Annotated in this window: 13 protein-coding genes; 6 read left to right on the top strand and 7 right to left on the bottom strand. The window is 66.0% G+C overall.

The features are described 5' to 3' along the window. Positions 1-2: 2 nt before the first annotated feature. The 4 genes from K7G82_RS05665 (at position 3) to K7G82_RS05680 (ending at position 4,932) form a co-directional block, all read left to right on the top strand. Positions 3-1,148, top strand: a complete 1,146-nt coding sequence (locus tag K7G82_RS05665; RefSeq protein ID WP_222988854.1) for a thiolase C-terminal domain-containing protein — start codon at positions 3-5, stop codon at positions 1,146-1,148. 127 nt (positions 1,149-1,275) lie between these two features. Next, a complete protein-coding gene (locus K7G82_RS05670) occupies positions 1,276-2,433 on the top strand; it encodes an acyl-CoA dehydrogenase family protein (RefSeq protein ID WP_343228532.1) in 1,158 nt (385 codons plus the stop codon). A gap of 2 nt (positions 2,434-2,435) precedes the next feature. Further along, on the top strand, positions 2,436-3,212 hold the full coding sequence (locus K7G82_RS05675; protein ID WP_222988856.1) for an SDR family NAD(P)-dependent oxidoreductase: 777 nt from the start codon (positions 2,436-2,438) through the stop codon (positions 3,210-3,212). Positions 3,213-3,240: 28 nt separating this feature from the next. Continuing rightward, positions 3,241-4,932, top strand: a complete 1,692-nt coding sequence (locus K7G82_RS05680) for an FAD-dependent oxidoreductase (protein ID WP_222988857.1) — start codon at positions 3,241-3,243, stop codon at positions 4,930-4,932. Positions 4,933-4,938: 6 nt separating this feature from the next. On the opposite strand, the gene K7G82_RS05685 is transcribed toward K7G82_RS05680, so the two are convergent. Next, a complete protein-coding gene (locus K7G82_RS05685) occupies positions 4,939-5,583 on the bottom strand; it encodes a TetR/AcrR family transcriptional regulator (protein WP_222988858.1) in 645 nt (214 codons plus the stop codon). Between the two features lie 320 nt (positions 5,584-5,903). On the opposite strand from K7G82_RS05685, the gene K7G82_RS05690 reads away from it, so the two are divergent. Then, entirely contained in the window at positions 5,904-7,040 is a 1,137-nt protein-coding gene (locus tag K7G82_RS05690) for an arylamine N-acetyltransferase family protein (protein WP_222988859.1), read from the top strand. Between the two features lie 289 nt (positions 7,041-7,329). Here K7G82_RS05690 and K7G82_RS05695 read toward each other — a convergent pair whose 3' ends face one another. Together K7G82_RS05695 and K7G82_RS05700 are read right to left on the bottom strand one after the other, a co-directional pair. After that, the gene (locus tag K7G82_RS05695; protein WP_222988860.1) at positions 7,330-7,593 is read right to left on the bottom strand and encodes a hypothetical protein; all 264 of its coding nucleotides are present in this window, start codon (positions 7,591-7,593) and stop codon (positions 7,330-7,332) included. A 134-nt stretch (positions 7,594-7,727) separates the two neighbouring features. Next, entirely contained in the window at positions 7,728-9,674 is a 1,947-nt protein-coding gene (locus K7G82_RS05700; protein WP_246623350.1) for a serine hydrolase domain-containing protein, read from the bottom strand. Positions 9,675-9,908: 234 nt separating this feature from the next. Here K7G82_RS05700 and K7G82_RS05705 point away from each other — a divergent pair, with 234 nt between their 5' ends. Next, entirely contained in the window at positions 9,909-10,793 is an 885-nt protein-coding gene (locus tag K7G82_RS05705) for a PhzF family phenazine biosynthesis protein (RefSeq protein WP_222988862.1), read from the top strand. On the opposite strand, the gene K7G82_RS05710 is transcribed toward K7G82_RS05705, so the two are convergent. Genes K7G82_RS05710 through K7G82_RS05725 form a run of 4 tightly spaced genes read right to left on the bottom strand, consistent with a single transcriptional unit; the run spans position 10,790 to position 15,921 of the window. Beyond that, entirely contained in the window at positions 10,790-12,013 is a 1,224-nt protein-coding gene (locus K7G82_RS05710) for a metal-dependent hydrolase family protein (protein WP_222988863.1), read from the bottom strand. The genes K7G82_RS05705 and K7G82_RS05710 overlap by 4 nt on opposite strands. Continuing rightward, positions 11,991-13,241, bottom strand: a complete 1,251-nt coding sequence (locus K7G82_RS05715; RefSeq protein WP_222988864.1) for a purine-cytosine permease family protein — start codon at positions 13,239-13,241, stop codon at positions 11,991-11,993. Before K7G82_RS05715 ends, K7G82_RS05710 begins: the two co-directional genes overlap by 23 nt. Beyond that, complete coding sequence (locus tag K7G82_RS05720; RefSeq protein ID WP_222988865.1) at positions 13,238-14,236, bottom strand: zinc-dependent alcohol dehydrogenase family protein; 999 nt, start codon at positions 14,234-14,236, stop codon at positions 13,238-13,240. Before K7G82_RS05720 ends, K7G82_RS05715 begins: the two co-directional genes overlap by 4 nt. Next, positions 14,236-15,921, bottom strand: coding sequence for a hydantoinase B/oxoprolinase family protein (locus K7G82_RS05725; protein WP_222988866.1), 1,686 nt, complete (start codon positions 15,919-15,921; stop codon positions 14,236-14,238). The genes K7G82_RS05720 and K7G82_RS05725 overlap by 1 nt, the downstream gene beginning before the upstream one ends. Position 15,922: the final 1 nt, after the last annotated feature.

Genomic DNA, 15,922 nt, shown 5'->3' on the forward strand with positions numbered 1-15,922 from the left:
CCGTGCTCAAAGACAGGACCGCAATCGTCGGGATCGGCGAAACCCCATTCTCGAAACATCTGGAGGCTTCCGAATTCCAGCTCGCCTGCCGTGCGATCAAGGCCGCGCTCGACGATGCCGGCATCCCCCCTTCCGAAGTCGATGCGCTTTCCTGTTACACCTATGAGGAGACGCCCGAGTTCGAGATCGCGCGCAGCCTGGGCATGGGCGATGTCCATTATCTCTCGCAATCGCCGCATGGCGGCGGCGCGGGTTGCGGCGCCGTCGGCCATCTCGCGCTCGCCATCGCCGCCGGCATCGCCAATGTCGGCGTGGTCTGGCGCTCGCGGAAACGGGGCGCGCGATCGAAACGGCTCTGGGCGGGGGTGCAAAGCACCGTCACCGATCACTGGAAATGGTCTCGGCCGCAAGGGTTGCTCCGCCCCGTCGACGAGGTGGCGGTGCTCACCCGGCGCTACATGCACGAATATGGGCTGACGCGTGCGCAACTGGCCGAAGTGGCGCTGTCGATGCGGGCCTATGCACAGGGCAATCCGCGCGCTCTGATGGGCGGACGGGCGCTCTCGCTCGACGAGTATCTGGGCGCGCGGATGATCTCCGATCCGCTGTGTCTGTACGACAATTGCCTGGAAAGCGACGGCGCGATCGCGCTGGTGCTCGTGCGCGCCGACCGCGCCGCAGACGGGCCGCAACCGCCGGTGCATATCCACGCCTTTTCGCAGGGCATGAAGGCGCAGCATCAGCTGATGACCGATTATCACAGCGCCGATCCGCTACGCAGTTCATCCTGGAGCTGCGCCGCCAATCTCTGGCGGCAATCCGATATCGGGCCCGGCGATATCGATGTCGCCCAGCTCTACGACGCCTTTGCGCCCCTGGTGCTGTTCAGCCTGGAAGCCTATGGCTTCTGCGAACGCGGCGAGGCCGGCGATTTAGCCGCGCGCGGCGAACTGCGCCCGGGCGGCAGCCTGCCCGTCAACACATCGGGCGGCAGCCTGTCCGAAGTCTATCTGCACGGCATGAACCTGATGACCGAAGCGGTGAAGCAGCTTCGCGGCAGCGCGCATACCCAGATCGCGGGCGCGAAAACCTGCCTGGTCACATCATGCGACACGACCCCGAACGGCGCGCTGATCCTGCGCAATTGAAGCCGAAAACGAGTTCAAAATGAGCCGGATCGAAGGGTACGCACCGATCCATCCAGTTCTTCCGGCTAGCGATTTTCGAGCAGATCGGACGATCGTTCCCGAACGACGAATATTAGAGGACCAGAGCGTGACGCCACCGCAATTCCTGCCGATTGGAAGAACGATCTTCTCGAGCGAACATGATCTTTTCCGCGCCAATGTCCGCCGCTTCATGCAGGATTTCGTGATCCCGAACCTCGACAAGTGGAACAGGCAATGCCACCCGGACAGGGATGTCTGGCTGGAGGCGGGCAAGCACGGTTTCCTGTGCGTCACCACGCCGGAAAAATATGGTGGCGCGGGTGCCGACCGCAAATACAGCGCGGTGCTGATCGAGGAGCAGCAGCGCGCGAACGCCGCCGGCCCCGGCTTCGTCATGCATTCCGAAATCGTCGCCGGATATATCGAGCGCTTCGGGGACGAGGCGCAGAAACAGGCATGGCTTCCCAGGATGGCGCGCGGCGAGGTCATCGGCTCGCTCGCCATGACCGAGCCGCGCGGCGGATCCGATCTGCGGGCGATCTCGACGCGCGCCGTGGTCGATGGCGACGATTATCTGATCAACGGATCCAAGACCTTCATCACCAACGGCTATATCACCGATCTGATCATCCTGGCCGCGAAGACCGAACAGGATGACGGTTCCAGCGGCCTTTCGCTGTTCCTGGTGGAAGCCGACCGCAACGGCGTCAGCAAGAGCCTGCCGCTCGACAAGGTCGGGCAAAAGGCACAGGACGCGGCGGAACTCTTCTTCGACAGCGTCCGCATTCCCCGAAGCAACCTGCTGGGCCGCCAGGGCGAAGGGCTGCGCTATCTGATGCAGGAACTGGCATGGGAGCGGCTGATGATCGCCATCCGCGCCACCGCCGGCTGCGAGGTCGCGCTTGAATCGACAGTGGACTACGTCAAATCGCGCAGCGCCTTCGGCCAGAAGCTCGTCGAATTCCAGAATACCCGGTTCAAGCTCGCCGAATGCAAGACCAAGACGCAGATCGCCCGCGTCTATATCGATCAATGCATAGACCTCGCATCGGCCGGCCGGCTCGACGCCGAAGCGTCCGCCATGGCGAAATGGTGGTGCACCGAATTGCAGAACCGCGTGCTGGACGAATGCGTCCAGCTGCATGGCGGCTATGGCTATATGCTCGAATATCCGGTGGCCCGGGCCTGGACCGATGCGCGCGCGCAGATGATCTATGGCGGCACCAACGAGATCATGAAGGAAATCATCGCGAGGAGCTTTTGACCATGGCCGCATCCCCCGATTTTCCCGATGACGGCGGCGTGGCGCTCGTCATCGGCGGCAGCGGCGGCATCGGCCGGGCGATCTGCGAAAAGCTTGCCTCGGCAGGCGCCGATATCGTGCTCACCTATCGCACCAACCAGGCGGCGGCGGATGCCGTGGCCGAGGCGGTTCGCGGCCATGGCCGCACCGCCGATTGCCTGCCGCTCGCACTCGAAGACGAGGCGGCGGTCGCCAGCAGCTGCGCGCAGATCGTCGCGAAGCACGGGCGCATCCATACCGTGGTGAACGCCGCCGGATCGCATATCTCGATGAAGTTCGTCGGCGATATCGATCCGGGCGAGTTCCGGCAGGTGATGGATGCCGATACCAACGGCTTCTTCAACCTGGCCCATGCGCTGCTGCCCCATATGCGCCAGCGCGGCGGCAGTTTCGTGACGATCAGCACCACCGGTCTTTCAAGATGGCCCGCGAAGGATGCGCTGTCGGTGGTGCCCAAGGCGGCGATCGACGCGCTGATGACCGGCATCGCGCGCGAGGAGGGTCGCAGCGGCATCCGCGCCAACACCGTCGCGCTCGGCCTGATCGACGCGGGGCTGTTCCGCAAGCTGATCGGCATCGCCTATGACGAGCGCTATATCGAGGCGGCGATCCGCAATTCGGCGCTGAAACGGCTGGGAACCGCCGACGAGGTCGCCGAGGCGGTGCTGTTCTTCGCGTCGTACCGCGCACGCTTCGTCACCGGACAGACGCTCACACTGGACGGCGGCTACAGCCTGTAAACCCGAACGCCCTTTCGTGGAGGACCATATGAACACGGATTTCGACGTCGTCATATGCGGATCCGGCGCGGGCGGCCTGCTTGCCGCCGTCCGCCTGCACGATCTGGGCCTGCGCCCGGTCGTCATCGAAAAGGCGCGGCGTTACGGCGGCACCTCCGCCACGTCGGGCGGCGGCATCTGGATCCCCGATCACGGCATCGGCGGAGAAAACGACGATCGCGAACAGGCGCTTACCTATCTCCACGCGGTCAGCAGGAACAGCTTCCGCGTCGACAAGCTCGAGGCCTATGTCGACCATGGGCGGGAGATGATCGGGTATCTCGCCCAGATCGGCGTGCCGATGATGCCGGTTCCCGGCTTTCCCGATTATATCGCGGGGGCGCCGGGCGCTTCGACGGGGCGCTCGCTGTTTCCGACCGAATTGGACGGCGCTGAGCTTGGCGAGGCGTTCTTCAATCTGCGGGAATCGCCGTTGGGATACCGGCTGTTCGGTCGATATGCCCTCAATCTCCCGCAATCCTTCGCCCTGTCCGCCCGGGGCCCCGGCTGGCAATGGGTCGCCGCCCGGCTGATCCTGAAATATTGGCTGGACCTGTCATGGCGACGCAGAACGCGCCACGATCGGCGGCTCACCATGGGCCGGGCGCTGATCGGCGGATTGCGCAAGGCCATGCTCGATCGGGATATTCCGCTGCTGCTCGATTGCGGGGCGACCGGCCTGACCGTGGACCAGGGACGCGTGACCGGCGTCGACGCGGCCTTCAAGGGCAATGCGGTGCGGTTCGGCGCCCGTGCCGGGGTGATCCTGGCGGCGGGCGGCTTCGAACAGAATCAGGCGCTTCGCGACGAGCTGCTGCCCGTTCCGACCGACGCGAGATGGAGCCTGACGCCCAAGGGCATGAATGTCGGCGATGCGCTGCTGATGGGAAGCCGGATCGGCGCCGACACCGAATGCCTGGACGCGAACTGGTGGGCGCCGAGCATGCAGCTGCCGTCGCGCGCCGTCCCCAATCTCGACGTCGCGCAGCCGATGTTCTTCGACCATCGCCACCCCTTCAGCCTGTGCGTCAACCGGCTCGGCCGCCGCTTCGTCAACGAAAGCTGCTCCTATGACGAGTTCGGCCAGGCGATGATCGCGGATCACCAGCGGACCGGCGCCAACATCCCCTGCTGGATGATCTTCGACGCCAAGTTCCGCGCGCGCTATCCCTGCGGCGCGATCCTGCCCAGCTTCGTGATGCCCGATCGCGGCCTTCCCGCCGAATGGTGGGACAGCTATATCTTCAAGGCGGACAGCATCGCGGCGCTCGCGGTGAAGATGGGCGTCGATGCAGCCGCGCTGGCCGAAACGGTCAGAACGATGAATCTCTATGCCGGGAACGGCAAGGACGAGGCGTTCGGCCGCGGCGAAAACGGTTTCGACCGCTATTTCGGCAAGAGTGATGTCGGCCCCAATCCGTGCATGGGGCCGGTCGACACGCCGCCCTATTATGCGGTCAGGATCGATCTTGGCGACCTGGGAAGCAAGGGCGGGCTCAAGACCGACGCCAGCGGACGGGTGATGCCAAGGGAGGGAACGGCGCTGTCCAATCTCTACGCGATCGGCAACAGCGCGGGTTCACCCTTCGGCAATTGCTATCCGGGCGGCGGGGGCACTTTGGGGCCGGCGACCGTATTCGCCTATATCGCGGCCAACCATATCGCCGGCCGCGTCCGATAGATCCGGTCAGGCCGGCACGGCGCCTTCCGCGGCGCTGGGCCGATACAGCGCGTCCCCGGCCTTCATATATCCCATCGACAGCCGCACCATCTCGTCGATGAACGCTTCGTCGGTCAGGTCGGCGGGTTCTTCCAATATGTAGCGCCTGATGTTCGACAGCACCGCGATCTCGAGGATGTTGAGCGACCGATCGAGATCCTTGACCGTGATCTCCCCGGCATGGCGTTCGAACAGCGCCCTGCTGGTGGCGTGGGTGAATTTCTCCACCGACAGGTTGCGGGTCAGTTCGACAAGTTCGGGCGTCTGCTTGGACAGCGAATAGAGAAGCACCTTATGCTCGCGAAAATTGTCGAGCAGATAGGTCAATATCCTGCGGCTCGCATCCGCCAGCGGCAAATCCATCGATTCCTGCAGGATGATGCGCACGCCGTTGGCCAGCCGGGAAACCTTCAGTTCGATCAATGCGGAGAGCAGCGAATCCTTGTTCGGAAAATATTGATAGAGCGATCCGATGCTGACGCCGGCACGCTCCGCAATATAATTGGTCGTGGCCTTGTCGTACCCATCCTTCAGGATGATGATCTCCGCCGCCTCCAGGATCGCTTCCGATGTGACCTTGGCCCGGCTCTGTATCGGTGTTTTCCGTCGCAATGTTCAAGCCTTTGAATTTTTGATCTTGTTGACGAAGACTGCGGGATACGCGCTTGGGCGACTCACCTCTCCCGAATATTCCGCATCCTCTCAAATCGCGACATGGCGATCCCTCCACAGGCGGTTTTCGACTATCAGTCATCGACCGGCTTCGCCATTGGAAAATGGGCCGGATTTCCCGGAGAAAGACGTCCAGCCCATCCGCAAAGGCCGTACGGCGGCACCTCGTGCCCGACGCTTCCGTGGTCGTGCAAGAAACCGCTTGACCTCAACATTGGTTGAGGAATTATCCACGCGCTCCCACGACAGGAGCCCCGCGCATGACTTTCCCGGAATCGCCGACAATCGAAGGGCTTCCCCGCCCCCGCATCCTCGCCGTGGGCGGCCGGACCGAGGTGCTGGAAACGATCACCGACGAACTGGCCGCAGCCGGCCTCGTCGCCAGAGGCGAAACCATCGAGCGCGCGCTTGCCGGCATCGACGGTGCATTCGACCTGATCTCGTTCGGCGCGGGCGTTTCGACGGAGATCGCGGAGACGCTCGAACGGCGGCTCCGCCGAAACTCGCCCGGTGCCCGCTTCATCCGCACCTATGCTCCCTATGCCGCACATCAGATCGCCACCGCCGCGCGAGGAATCGCGCCACCGACGGTCGACCTGCCCGCCTATTGCGATCGCATCGGCTATAAGGGACCGCTCGAACCGACGATCGAAACGCTCCGCGCGCTTCAACAACATCACCTCGCGTCGATCAGCTTCGAGGCGATCGACGTGCTCCTCGATCGCGGGATCGATCTGGCGCCCCAGGCGGTCGATGCCAAGCTGATCGGCGGGCGCAGGGGTGGCTATTGCTACGAGCAGAACGGCCTGTTCAAGCGCGTGCTCGCCGCCATCGGCTTCGCGGTGGACGGGCTCGTCGCCGGCGTCCGCTGGATGAAGGCGCCGGGTGCGCCGCCGCCGCCACGTACGCACATGGCGTTGCGCGTCACCATCGACGGCACGCCCTGGCTCGCCGATGTCGGCTTCGGATCGAGCGTGCCGCCGGCCCCGCTGCGGCTCGACATCGGGGACGAACAGCCGACCGGCCACGAATCCTTCCGGTTCGTGGGCGTGGGATCCGGCCTCTATCTCCAGGCTCGGATCCAGGATGGATGGCAGACGCTGTACGACCTGTCGCCCGAACCGATGCTCGACGGTCATTATGCGCTGTTCAACTGGTACACATCCACCAGCCCGGCATCGATCTTCCGTCAGAAACTGATCGTCGCCAGGATCACGGCAGACGCGCGCCACACACTGCTCGACAACCGGTTGACCATCCGTTCCGCCGACGGCGCGATCGAGCGCCGTCATCTCGACGCGTCCGGCATCGGGCAAGCACTCGGCGACATCTTCCTGCTGGATGTGGAGGCGGCCTGGCGCCCGCTGATCGAACGCGCGGCAGCGCAGCTTACGTGAAATTCATCTACCGGTCAGTTCGCCGGCATGCCCGCCATGCGATGATCGGACATCGATTGGAGTTATCCGATGCCGACAGCATCACGCACCCTGCCCGCCCCCCTTCCCCCGGACTGCGACGCCGGGCGGCATGTGGTTTCCGGCGATATCCGGATCGATGCGGCCGGAATCCGCCATGGCCGCTGCCGCCATTGCGGTTGCGAATTGCGTCGGCTGCCTGCGATCGGCCGGTGGTACCGATCGGGCCTGATGGGATGATGCGCGGACGATCGCAGTTGCCGCGCGCCCCTCATGTGCGTTTGCGCGGCCCGTTCGTCAGTTGCGTCAGATCCATCCCGGCATTCGGCGGCAACACATCGAAACGCGGCATTTCGGCGTTTCGCCCGCCGGCCTGTTCGCAGACAAGCCCATGCTCGATATCGAGCATCAGCTCGTAATGGCGCGCCATCTTCAGGTGCGCGGCCTTTGCGGCCGGATCGCGCGCATGAAGCGCCGCCTGGCGCTCCTGCACCGCGCGGCGCTCGCAATAAGCCCTCTCCTTGAAAGTGAGCATGTGGGGGGTGCTCCTCGATCAACCGAGGCATGCTGGCAACGCATGGTTACCATCCCCTTGTTGGCAAAAGTTTTTTTACCACCCAAAATGGCTGGATCCAGGGATGGGCGGAGCCGCCCTTCCCCGTCACGCCGTCAGCGCACCTCCGTGTAGACATAGTCGTGCTGGCTGTCGCGGACGGTGAGCGTGCGGGCGCCGTCCTTGCTGCCGACCACGGCTTCGACCCCGATCGCGCCGCCGCCGGCCGAGACGATCGAGACGGTGCCGTCGGCATTCTTGCGTGTGGCGACCGGGCCTTCGATGAAGCCCGCCTTCATCCACTTGGCGCCGCCGCGATCGCTGAAGCTGATCTTGCCGTCGATCTGGCTGCGATAGGTCGTCGCAAGCCCCGCCAGCACCGCCGGATCGCCCGGCACGGTCAGCTTGGCGCGGCGTGCCTGGGCCTGGGCCTTGATGCGCGCGGCGACCGCGGCGACGTCCTGCGCGGCCTCCGGCTTGCCATCGTAAACCACTTCGAGCAGGCGGCGGAGATAGGGCGCGATCATCGAGGCGCCGGGATCGGCATTGGTCAGGATCACCGCGCCGATGCCCGCATCGGGCAGCACGAAGAAGCTGCTGTGATAGCCCTGCAAGGTGCCGCCATGCGTGACCACGGTCACGCCCGAGACGACGCGCTCCATCAGCCCCATGCCGTACCAGCCATTCTCCCCGATCGGCACGCCATGCTTGCGGCGTTCGAGCAGATTGGCTTCGCTGACCAGCCTCTTGCCCTCTGGCGTCAACCCCTTGGAGAGTTCGAGCTGCGCATAGCGCGCCATGTCCGCAGCACTCGACCAGGCCCCGCCAGCCGGGCGGTGGGGCACGATCAGGTGATTGAAGGTGTTGGGAATCTCGACCATCCGGCCATCGACATCCAGCCCGTGCGGCCGCGCCCAGTCGCCCTTTTCCGCCGCCGCATTGTCGAAACCCGTATCGCGCATGCCGAGCGGCCCGAAGATGCGTGTCTGCATCGCCTTGTCGAAGGCCGCGCCCAATTCCATCTTCGGATAGGCGAGGCTCCCGCCCAGATAGCCGGCGGCCGACGCCATCAGATTGTTATATTGGAACAATTCGCCGAATTTGCTGGTCGGCTGGGTTTCCGCGAGCTGGCGGAACGTGTCCGACGCCGGCGCGCCGGCATCGGCCAGGATGAACGCATAATCCTTGCGCGGCAGGCCGGTGCAGGCGCAGACGAGATGGCGGACGAGCGTGGACTGGGTGACGGCGTCGCTGCCCAGGCGGAACGCGGGATAGAGGTCCGTCACCTTCTGGTCCCAGCGCAGCTTGCCTTCATCGGCCAGCACCGAGAGCAAAAGCGTCGCCATGCCCTTGGTATTGGAAGCGACCATGAACTTGGTGTGCGCGGTCACGGGCTCGTTCCCGCCGATCTCGCGCACGCCGACGCCGCCTTCCCAGACGACCTTGCCCTGATCGATCAGCGCGATGCCGACGCCGGGCACTTCGAGCTGCTTCGCCGATTCCGCGACGAAATCGCGGATCGCCTGGATGCGATCGGGCGTCAGCCGGTGCGCGGCCTTGCCCGCGAACGTCTCCGGCGCATAGCCGGCGGGACGGAGGCTCCCCTGGATCACCGAGGTCGCGGCGGAGCGCTTGTTGGCGGTCGATTCGGCGCCGTCGGTGATCACCACCGTCCAGCCCTTGTCCTTGCGCAGCGCGAGCGCCGAAACCGTCGCCCGCTCGTTGGGCGAGGTTTCATAGGCGATGCCCACCCGCTCGTCCCAGCCGTCACCGCGCGCGGCGGGGCTCACCAGCCGCACCGTCCGCGCCGCATCGGGCCGGTATGCCGCCCAGGCCTTCGCGGCGGCGGCCTGGGCGGACTCGGCCTCCCCCGCATCGACCACCGCGATGTTGAGATTGGCCTCCGGCGCGGCGAATATGGTCGCACTGCCCTTCACCGTCATCGTCCAGTCGCGCGGCTGGGTATAGGAGATGCCCGATGCGGTCTTGCCCGGCGTATCGGATGGAACCGGCGCCTGGGCGGCCAAGGCGGCCGGAAGGCTCAGCAAGGCGAGAGCGAGCATGAATTTCACGATAAACCTCCCCGTCCATGGCGGCACCAGTCACATTGCCGGCGCCCGCTCATGAAAAAAACTGATAAGATGTGCAAAAAGAATCCTGATTGGAAATAGGCGCCGCAACGCGCCGAAAGTCAATATGCTCGCCGGTGGAACGATCCTCGAATAGTGTCGAATGGGGCCCTGTTCCGCAGCGACACCGACGGGCAGGATCGCCGCCGCATGGCTGAAGGATAGCATATGGCCGAATTCGATTATCTGACGATCGACGTGTTCACCAAACGGCGTTTCGGCGGCAATCCGCTGGCGGTGTTTCCCAAGGCGGAGGGGCTGGACACGGCAACGATGCAGGCGCTGGCCGCCGAGCTCAATTACAGCGAGACCACCTTCGTGCTGCCGCCCGAGGATTCCGCCAATACCGCACGGGTCCGCATCTTCAACCGTACCGCCGAAATGCCCTTTGCCGGCCACCCCAATGTCGGCACCGCCTATGTGCTGGCCCGGCACGGCCATGCCCACGGGCAGACACTGCGCTTCGAGGAGGTCGCCGGGCTCGTCGACGTCCGGCTGATCGAGGAGAACGGTGCTCCGGTCGGCGCCGAGATCGACGCGCCGCAGCCGCTGAGCCTGCTGGGCGAGCTACCCGTGGACGGCATCGCCCAATGCCTGTCGCTGCCCGCCGATGCGATCATGCTTGCAGAACATCCGCCCGTCCGCGCCAGCGTCGGCGTCGATTTCGTGCTGGTCCAGGTCCGGCCCGAAGCGCTTGGCGCGGCGGTACCCGACCTTGCCGCCTATCGCCGCCTGGCGGCCGCCACCGTCGAACCCGGCGGGCGGCTTTCGATCTTCCTCTACGCGGTCGAGGGATCCGGCATCCGCGCCCGCATGTTCGCGCCGCTCGCCGGCACCTGGGAGGATCCGGCGACGGGCAGCGCCAATGCCGCGCTCGCGGCGCTCCGCCTGTCGATCAAGGGTGGCGAGGTGCTGGACTATGACGCGGTCCAGGGCGTCGAGATGGGCCGCGAAAGCCATTTGTCGCTGCGGGCCTGGCGGGCGCCCGACGGCATCCGCGCCAGCGTGGGCGGGCGCTGCGTCGATATGTTCTCGGGGAAGGTGATCCTCTAGGCGGTGACCGGCCGCCCACCTTTCCACACGGCGTGGATCGCCGTGGAATCCTCGTAGAGCAGCGCGATATCGTCGAGCGGATTGCCGTCGATGACGAGGAAATCGGCGAAGGCGCCGGGCGCGATCGTGCCGAGCTGCCCTTCCCGGCCCAAAATCGCGGCGTTGACCGAGGTCGCCGATTCCAGGATCTGGAAGGGCGTTTCGGCCTGGGCGCGCAGGCGGAACTCGTCGCGCTGGTGGCGGTGGAGCGTGCCGAGCAGATCGGTGCCGAACCCCAGCCGGACGCCCGCGCGCCGGCAGATGCGGATCGCCTCCAGCCCCTGCCCCGCCACATCCTCCAGCTTGGCGAGCAGATGCGGCGCGGCGCCTTCGGCGACGCCGTTGCGGCGGAAGGCCTCATAGGTGGCGAGCGTCGGCACGACAAAGGCGCCATTCTCCGCCACCGCCCGTGCCGCCGCCTCGTCGATCAGATTGCCATGCTCGATCGTGCGCACGCCCAGCCGGACGGCGCGCGCGATCGTTTCGGCGGTGTACGCGTGCGCCGCGACATAGGCGCGACGGCGGCGCGCCTCATCGACGACCGCGGCGATCTCGTCCTCCGAGAATTGCAGCATCCAGATCGGATCGCTGGGCGAGGCGATCCCGCCCGAGACGAAGATCTTCAGGTGATGCGCGCCCTGGCGCAGCGCCTCGCGCGCCGCCTTGCGCATCGCATCGACGCCGTCGACGCGCTCGGCCAGGATGCCGCGACCCGCGCATCCGCAGACATCGTCATGCTCGTGCGGCGCGCGGATATCGCCATGCCCGCCGCTCTGGCTGAAGGCGCGGCCGCAATAGAAAAGACGCGGTCCGGCGATCCAGCCTTCCTCGATCGCACGCCACAGCCCGTAATCGCCGCCGCCCACGTCGCGCACCGTGGTGAAGCCGCGCTTCAGCGCATCCTCCATCAGATGCCGCGCGCGCTGCGCCAGATAGGTCGGCGGCAGGCTTTCGAGCCGGACAAAGTCGATATCGGACGCATAGGCGTGGAAATGCGCGTCGATCAGCCCGGGGATCACGCAGCGCCCGTCCATGTCGATAACGCGATCCGCCGCTCCCGTCGTGTCGAGGGGCAGGATCGCCGCGAAGCGATCGCCCTCGATCAGGATCGCGGCGCGATCTGTCAGTTCGGGGCTGACACCGTCGAAGACGACGGCGTTACGAAGAAGCGTGCGCTGCATCTGGTTTCCTGATCCTGAGGGACATGAACGAGGCGGCAAAGGCGATCATGAAGCCGTCGAGCGCCGAGATGCCGCTCAATCCCATCCCATGATATTCGCTGAGCGCGGCGGCGAGGCTGCCCAGCGCCCAGATCGCCAGATTGACGAAGCGGAACCCGGCCCGCGCTTCGGAGCCGTCATGCGGCGCGAACAGCGCCTCGACCGCGAGGATCGCGGCGGCGGGCGGAAAGACGAAGGCCAGCAGCACCAGGAAGCCGACAAAGCCGGCCTGGACGCCCGCGAGCGCCAGCGCCATGCCCAGCACCATCGTCGCCAGGACGATCGCCGGAAAGCGCAAGCCGCGCAGCCAGGTCGAGGTCGCGAGCGCCGAGGAATAGAGACACATGATCCCGTTCTGCATCAGCCCGAGCGGCAGCAGCAATGTCAGCATCGCCGGCATGCCGAGCGCGAGCAGGATCGTGATCGGCTCGTCGCTGCGCGTCACCGCGCCCGCCGCCGCATAGCAGCCGAGAACGACCGCCCAGACCGGTCCGAGCGCCACCCCCGCCGCGATCGCGGCATTGCGTGCCTTGCCGACGAAACGGCTGTAATCGGGCATGATCAGGCAGCCTACGACATACGCGCCGACGATCGCGGAAATGCCGGTGCCGATCGAGGTTCCGCCGATCGACACCGGTGCTTCACTCAATCGGGGAATGGCGGCGAAACCGACAAAGCCGACCAGCAGCACCAGCAAGGGCGCGAACAGCAAGGGCGCGCGTGCGATCACCGCGATGCCGAACATGGCGACCACGCCGATGACGAGCGAAGCGACGACGATGCCCGGCGCGGGCGATATGCCGATGCCCAGCGTCAATCGCATGGCGCTGGCGAGCAGCTGGCCGATAAAGCCCATTTCGACGGCGAACCAGCCGAGCAGCGCCGCGCCGAGCGCTACGTTCAGGACAAGCGCGCCCTGGCGGCCGAAGCTCCGTTCGGCCAGCAATGCCGTCGAACAGCGCGACCGAACGCCGGCCCAGGCCGTGAGCATGGCCAGCGCCGCCGTCAGCGCGCAGCCGATGACAATGATCAACGCGCCCCGCGCCATGCCGTGATCGCGGTCGATCGATCCGCCCAGGAAGATGATCGGAACCCCGATCACCGCATTGGCGACGATCAGCGCGACCGTCGCCGCCGGGCGCGTCGCCCGGTCCTCCGGAACGGGCTGGCGCGGGAAATCTCCGGTCACGCGATGCCGACCAGGATCTTGCCGATCTGTTCCTGGCTGTCGAGCCGGCGATAGGCCTGGATCGCATCGTCGAAGGGCACCACCGTATCGATCACCGGGCGCAGGCCGGCGGCGATCTCCGCTTCGATCCAGGCGATGGCGCGCGCGAGTTGCTCAGGATGCCGGACATGATTGAACATCGAATAGGGATGAACCACCGCCGCGTGGCGGACGAGGCGGACGATATCGAGTTCGGTCGCCCCGCCGGAGAGGACGCCATAGATGAAGATGCGCGCATCATCGGCCAGCGCGTCGAGATAGGCGGCGACGAACGGGCCGCCGACGGGATCGAAGACCACACGGACACCCTTTCCGCCGGTTTCCGTCAGGATACGGGCGGCAAGGTCATCGCCATCGCCCACAACCAGCACCACGTCCGCCCCGACCGCGCGGATCATCTCGACCTTGTCCGGTGATCGCGTCGTCGCGATGACGCCGGCGCCACGGCGCCTGGCAAGCTGGATCGCGGCGAGCCCTGCGCTGCTGCTCGCGGCGGGGATCAGCACATGATCCCCGGGGCCGATATCGGCGACGCCGATCAGCGCGAACCAGGCGGTCAGATACTGCATCCAGGCGGCGGCCGCCTGTTCGGCGGTGAGGTCTTCCGGCCAGGGTGCGAGATAGGCCTGTGGCACGGTCGCGAACTCGCCCTGCACGCCATAATCGGCATTGTGGAAGGGCACGGTGCAGACGCGGCGGCCGACCAGCGCCGGATCGACATCCGTGCCCACCGCGACCACGGTGCCCGCGCATTCGGATCCGATCCGCGACGGCAAACGGGGCAGCGAATAATGCTCGCCGCGCGTGAACAGCCAGTCGGCGCGGTTGAGCGCGAAGGCCGCGACCTGGATCCGCACCTCGCCGGTACCGAGCGGCGCGTGCCCGATCCGGTCGATCGCCAGCACCTCGACCGGATCGCCGAGCGCATGGAAGCGGAGCGCGCGGAAATCGCCCATCACATCGCCTCCGCGACATCGACGCCATAATCGCGCACGGCCTGTTCGGCGGTGACATAGCCGTTGCGGATATCGCGCAGCAGCGCGTCGCGATCGCGCTGCGCCGGATCGCCATGGCCGCCGCCGCTGGCGGTGTAGATGCGGATCACCTCGTCGCGGCGCACCGGCACGGTGGTGCACATGGTGTGGCGCTCGACGCTGCCGTCATGCCGATGGATCTCGGCATAGTTGGTCGATCCCTGCTGGCCGCCGTCGAGCGCCCAGGGCCGCGCCTCGCTGCGCGAGGTGGCATAGGTGAGATAGGCTTCCTCGGCGGTCACGCGATAATCGAGCACGACGCCCTTGCCGCCGCGCTGGCGACCCGCGCCGCCATCGGCATTGTGGAAGGCATATTGATCGACCTGGAGCGCGTAGCGGCTTTCGAACAGCTCGCAGGGGATGTTGTAGGTTTCGCCATTGGCGCAGCAGAACTGGCCATTGTCACCGTCGAGGTCGGACGATGCCCCCCAGCCGCCGACCAGCGGCTCGCCCATCACGAACAGCTCGCCATTTTCGGGCCGGGTGCCCGAAATGAAGGTCGCGCCCACCGTCCGCTGGTGTCCGGCCGACAGGCGGCGCGGCAGCACGGGGGCAAGCGCTTTCCAGAACACGTCGATCGCGGCGATCAGCGGCTCGTAATAAAGCGAGACCGGCGCGGGCGCCTGCGCGCTGATGATGGTTCCGGGCGGACAGACGATCCTGAGCGGGCGGAAGCAGCCGCCATTGGCGGGGATGTCGGGATTGGTGACCGCCTTGAACAGGCAGCGCGCGCCCGTCACCAGCCCTGTATAGGAACAGTTGATCGGCCCGGTGGTCTGCAATGCGGTGCCGCTATAATCGACGATCATCTCGTCATCGGTGATCGTCACCCTCACGCGGATCGGGAACGGGCCGTTGCCGAGACCATCCTCCTCCACGACGTCCTCGGCCTCGAACACGCCCTTGGGCAGCTTGACGAGTTCGGCGCGCGTCATCCGCTCGCCATAGTCGAGCAGTTCGCGCATCGCCTCGAGAAGCTGGTCGCGGCCATAGCGATCGAGCAGTTCGCCGATACGCCGCGCACCGACACGCGCGGCGGCGACGCCGGCATGCATGTCGCCGATGGTGGAATCGGGCAGTCGGACATTGTCGCGGATCAGTTGCACCAGCGCCGCGTTGACCTCTCCGCGATCGTAGAGCTTGAGGAAGGTGAAGCGCAGCCCTTCCTGATAGATCTCGGTCGCGTTGGTCGAGACGCTGCCCGGCTGCGCGCCGCCCACTTCGGTCCAGTGCGCCTTGTTCACCGTCCAGGCGATCAGTTGCTCGCCGTCGAAGACGGGCACGAGGATCACGACGTCCGACAGGTGCGTGCCGCCGCCCTCATACGGGGTGTTGGACATGAAGACGTCACCCGGCCGGATCGACGCCGGATCGGGATAATGTTCGAGGAGCGAGACAACGGCGGTGTCGAGCGTCGCGAGGAAGGCGGTGACGCCATTGCCCTGCGCCAGCAGATTGCCGGTCGCATCGGTCGCGCCCACCGCGAAATCGGTGGTTTCGTAGATGATCGGGCTCATGCTCGTGCGGATCATCGCGTTGAACATCTCGTCGCCCAGCGCGACGATCGCGTCCTTGATGATCTCGATCGTGAAGATGTCGTGCTGCACC

It is taken from the genome of Sphingomonas colocasiae (genome assembly GCF_019880585.1).
Lineage (GTDB): Bacteria > Pseudomonadota > Alphaproteobacteria > Sphingomonadales > Sphingomonadaceae > Sphingobium_A > Sphingobium_A colocasiae.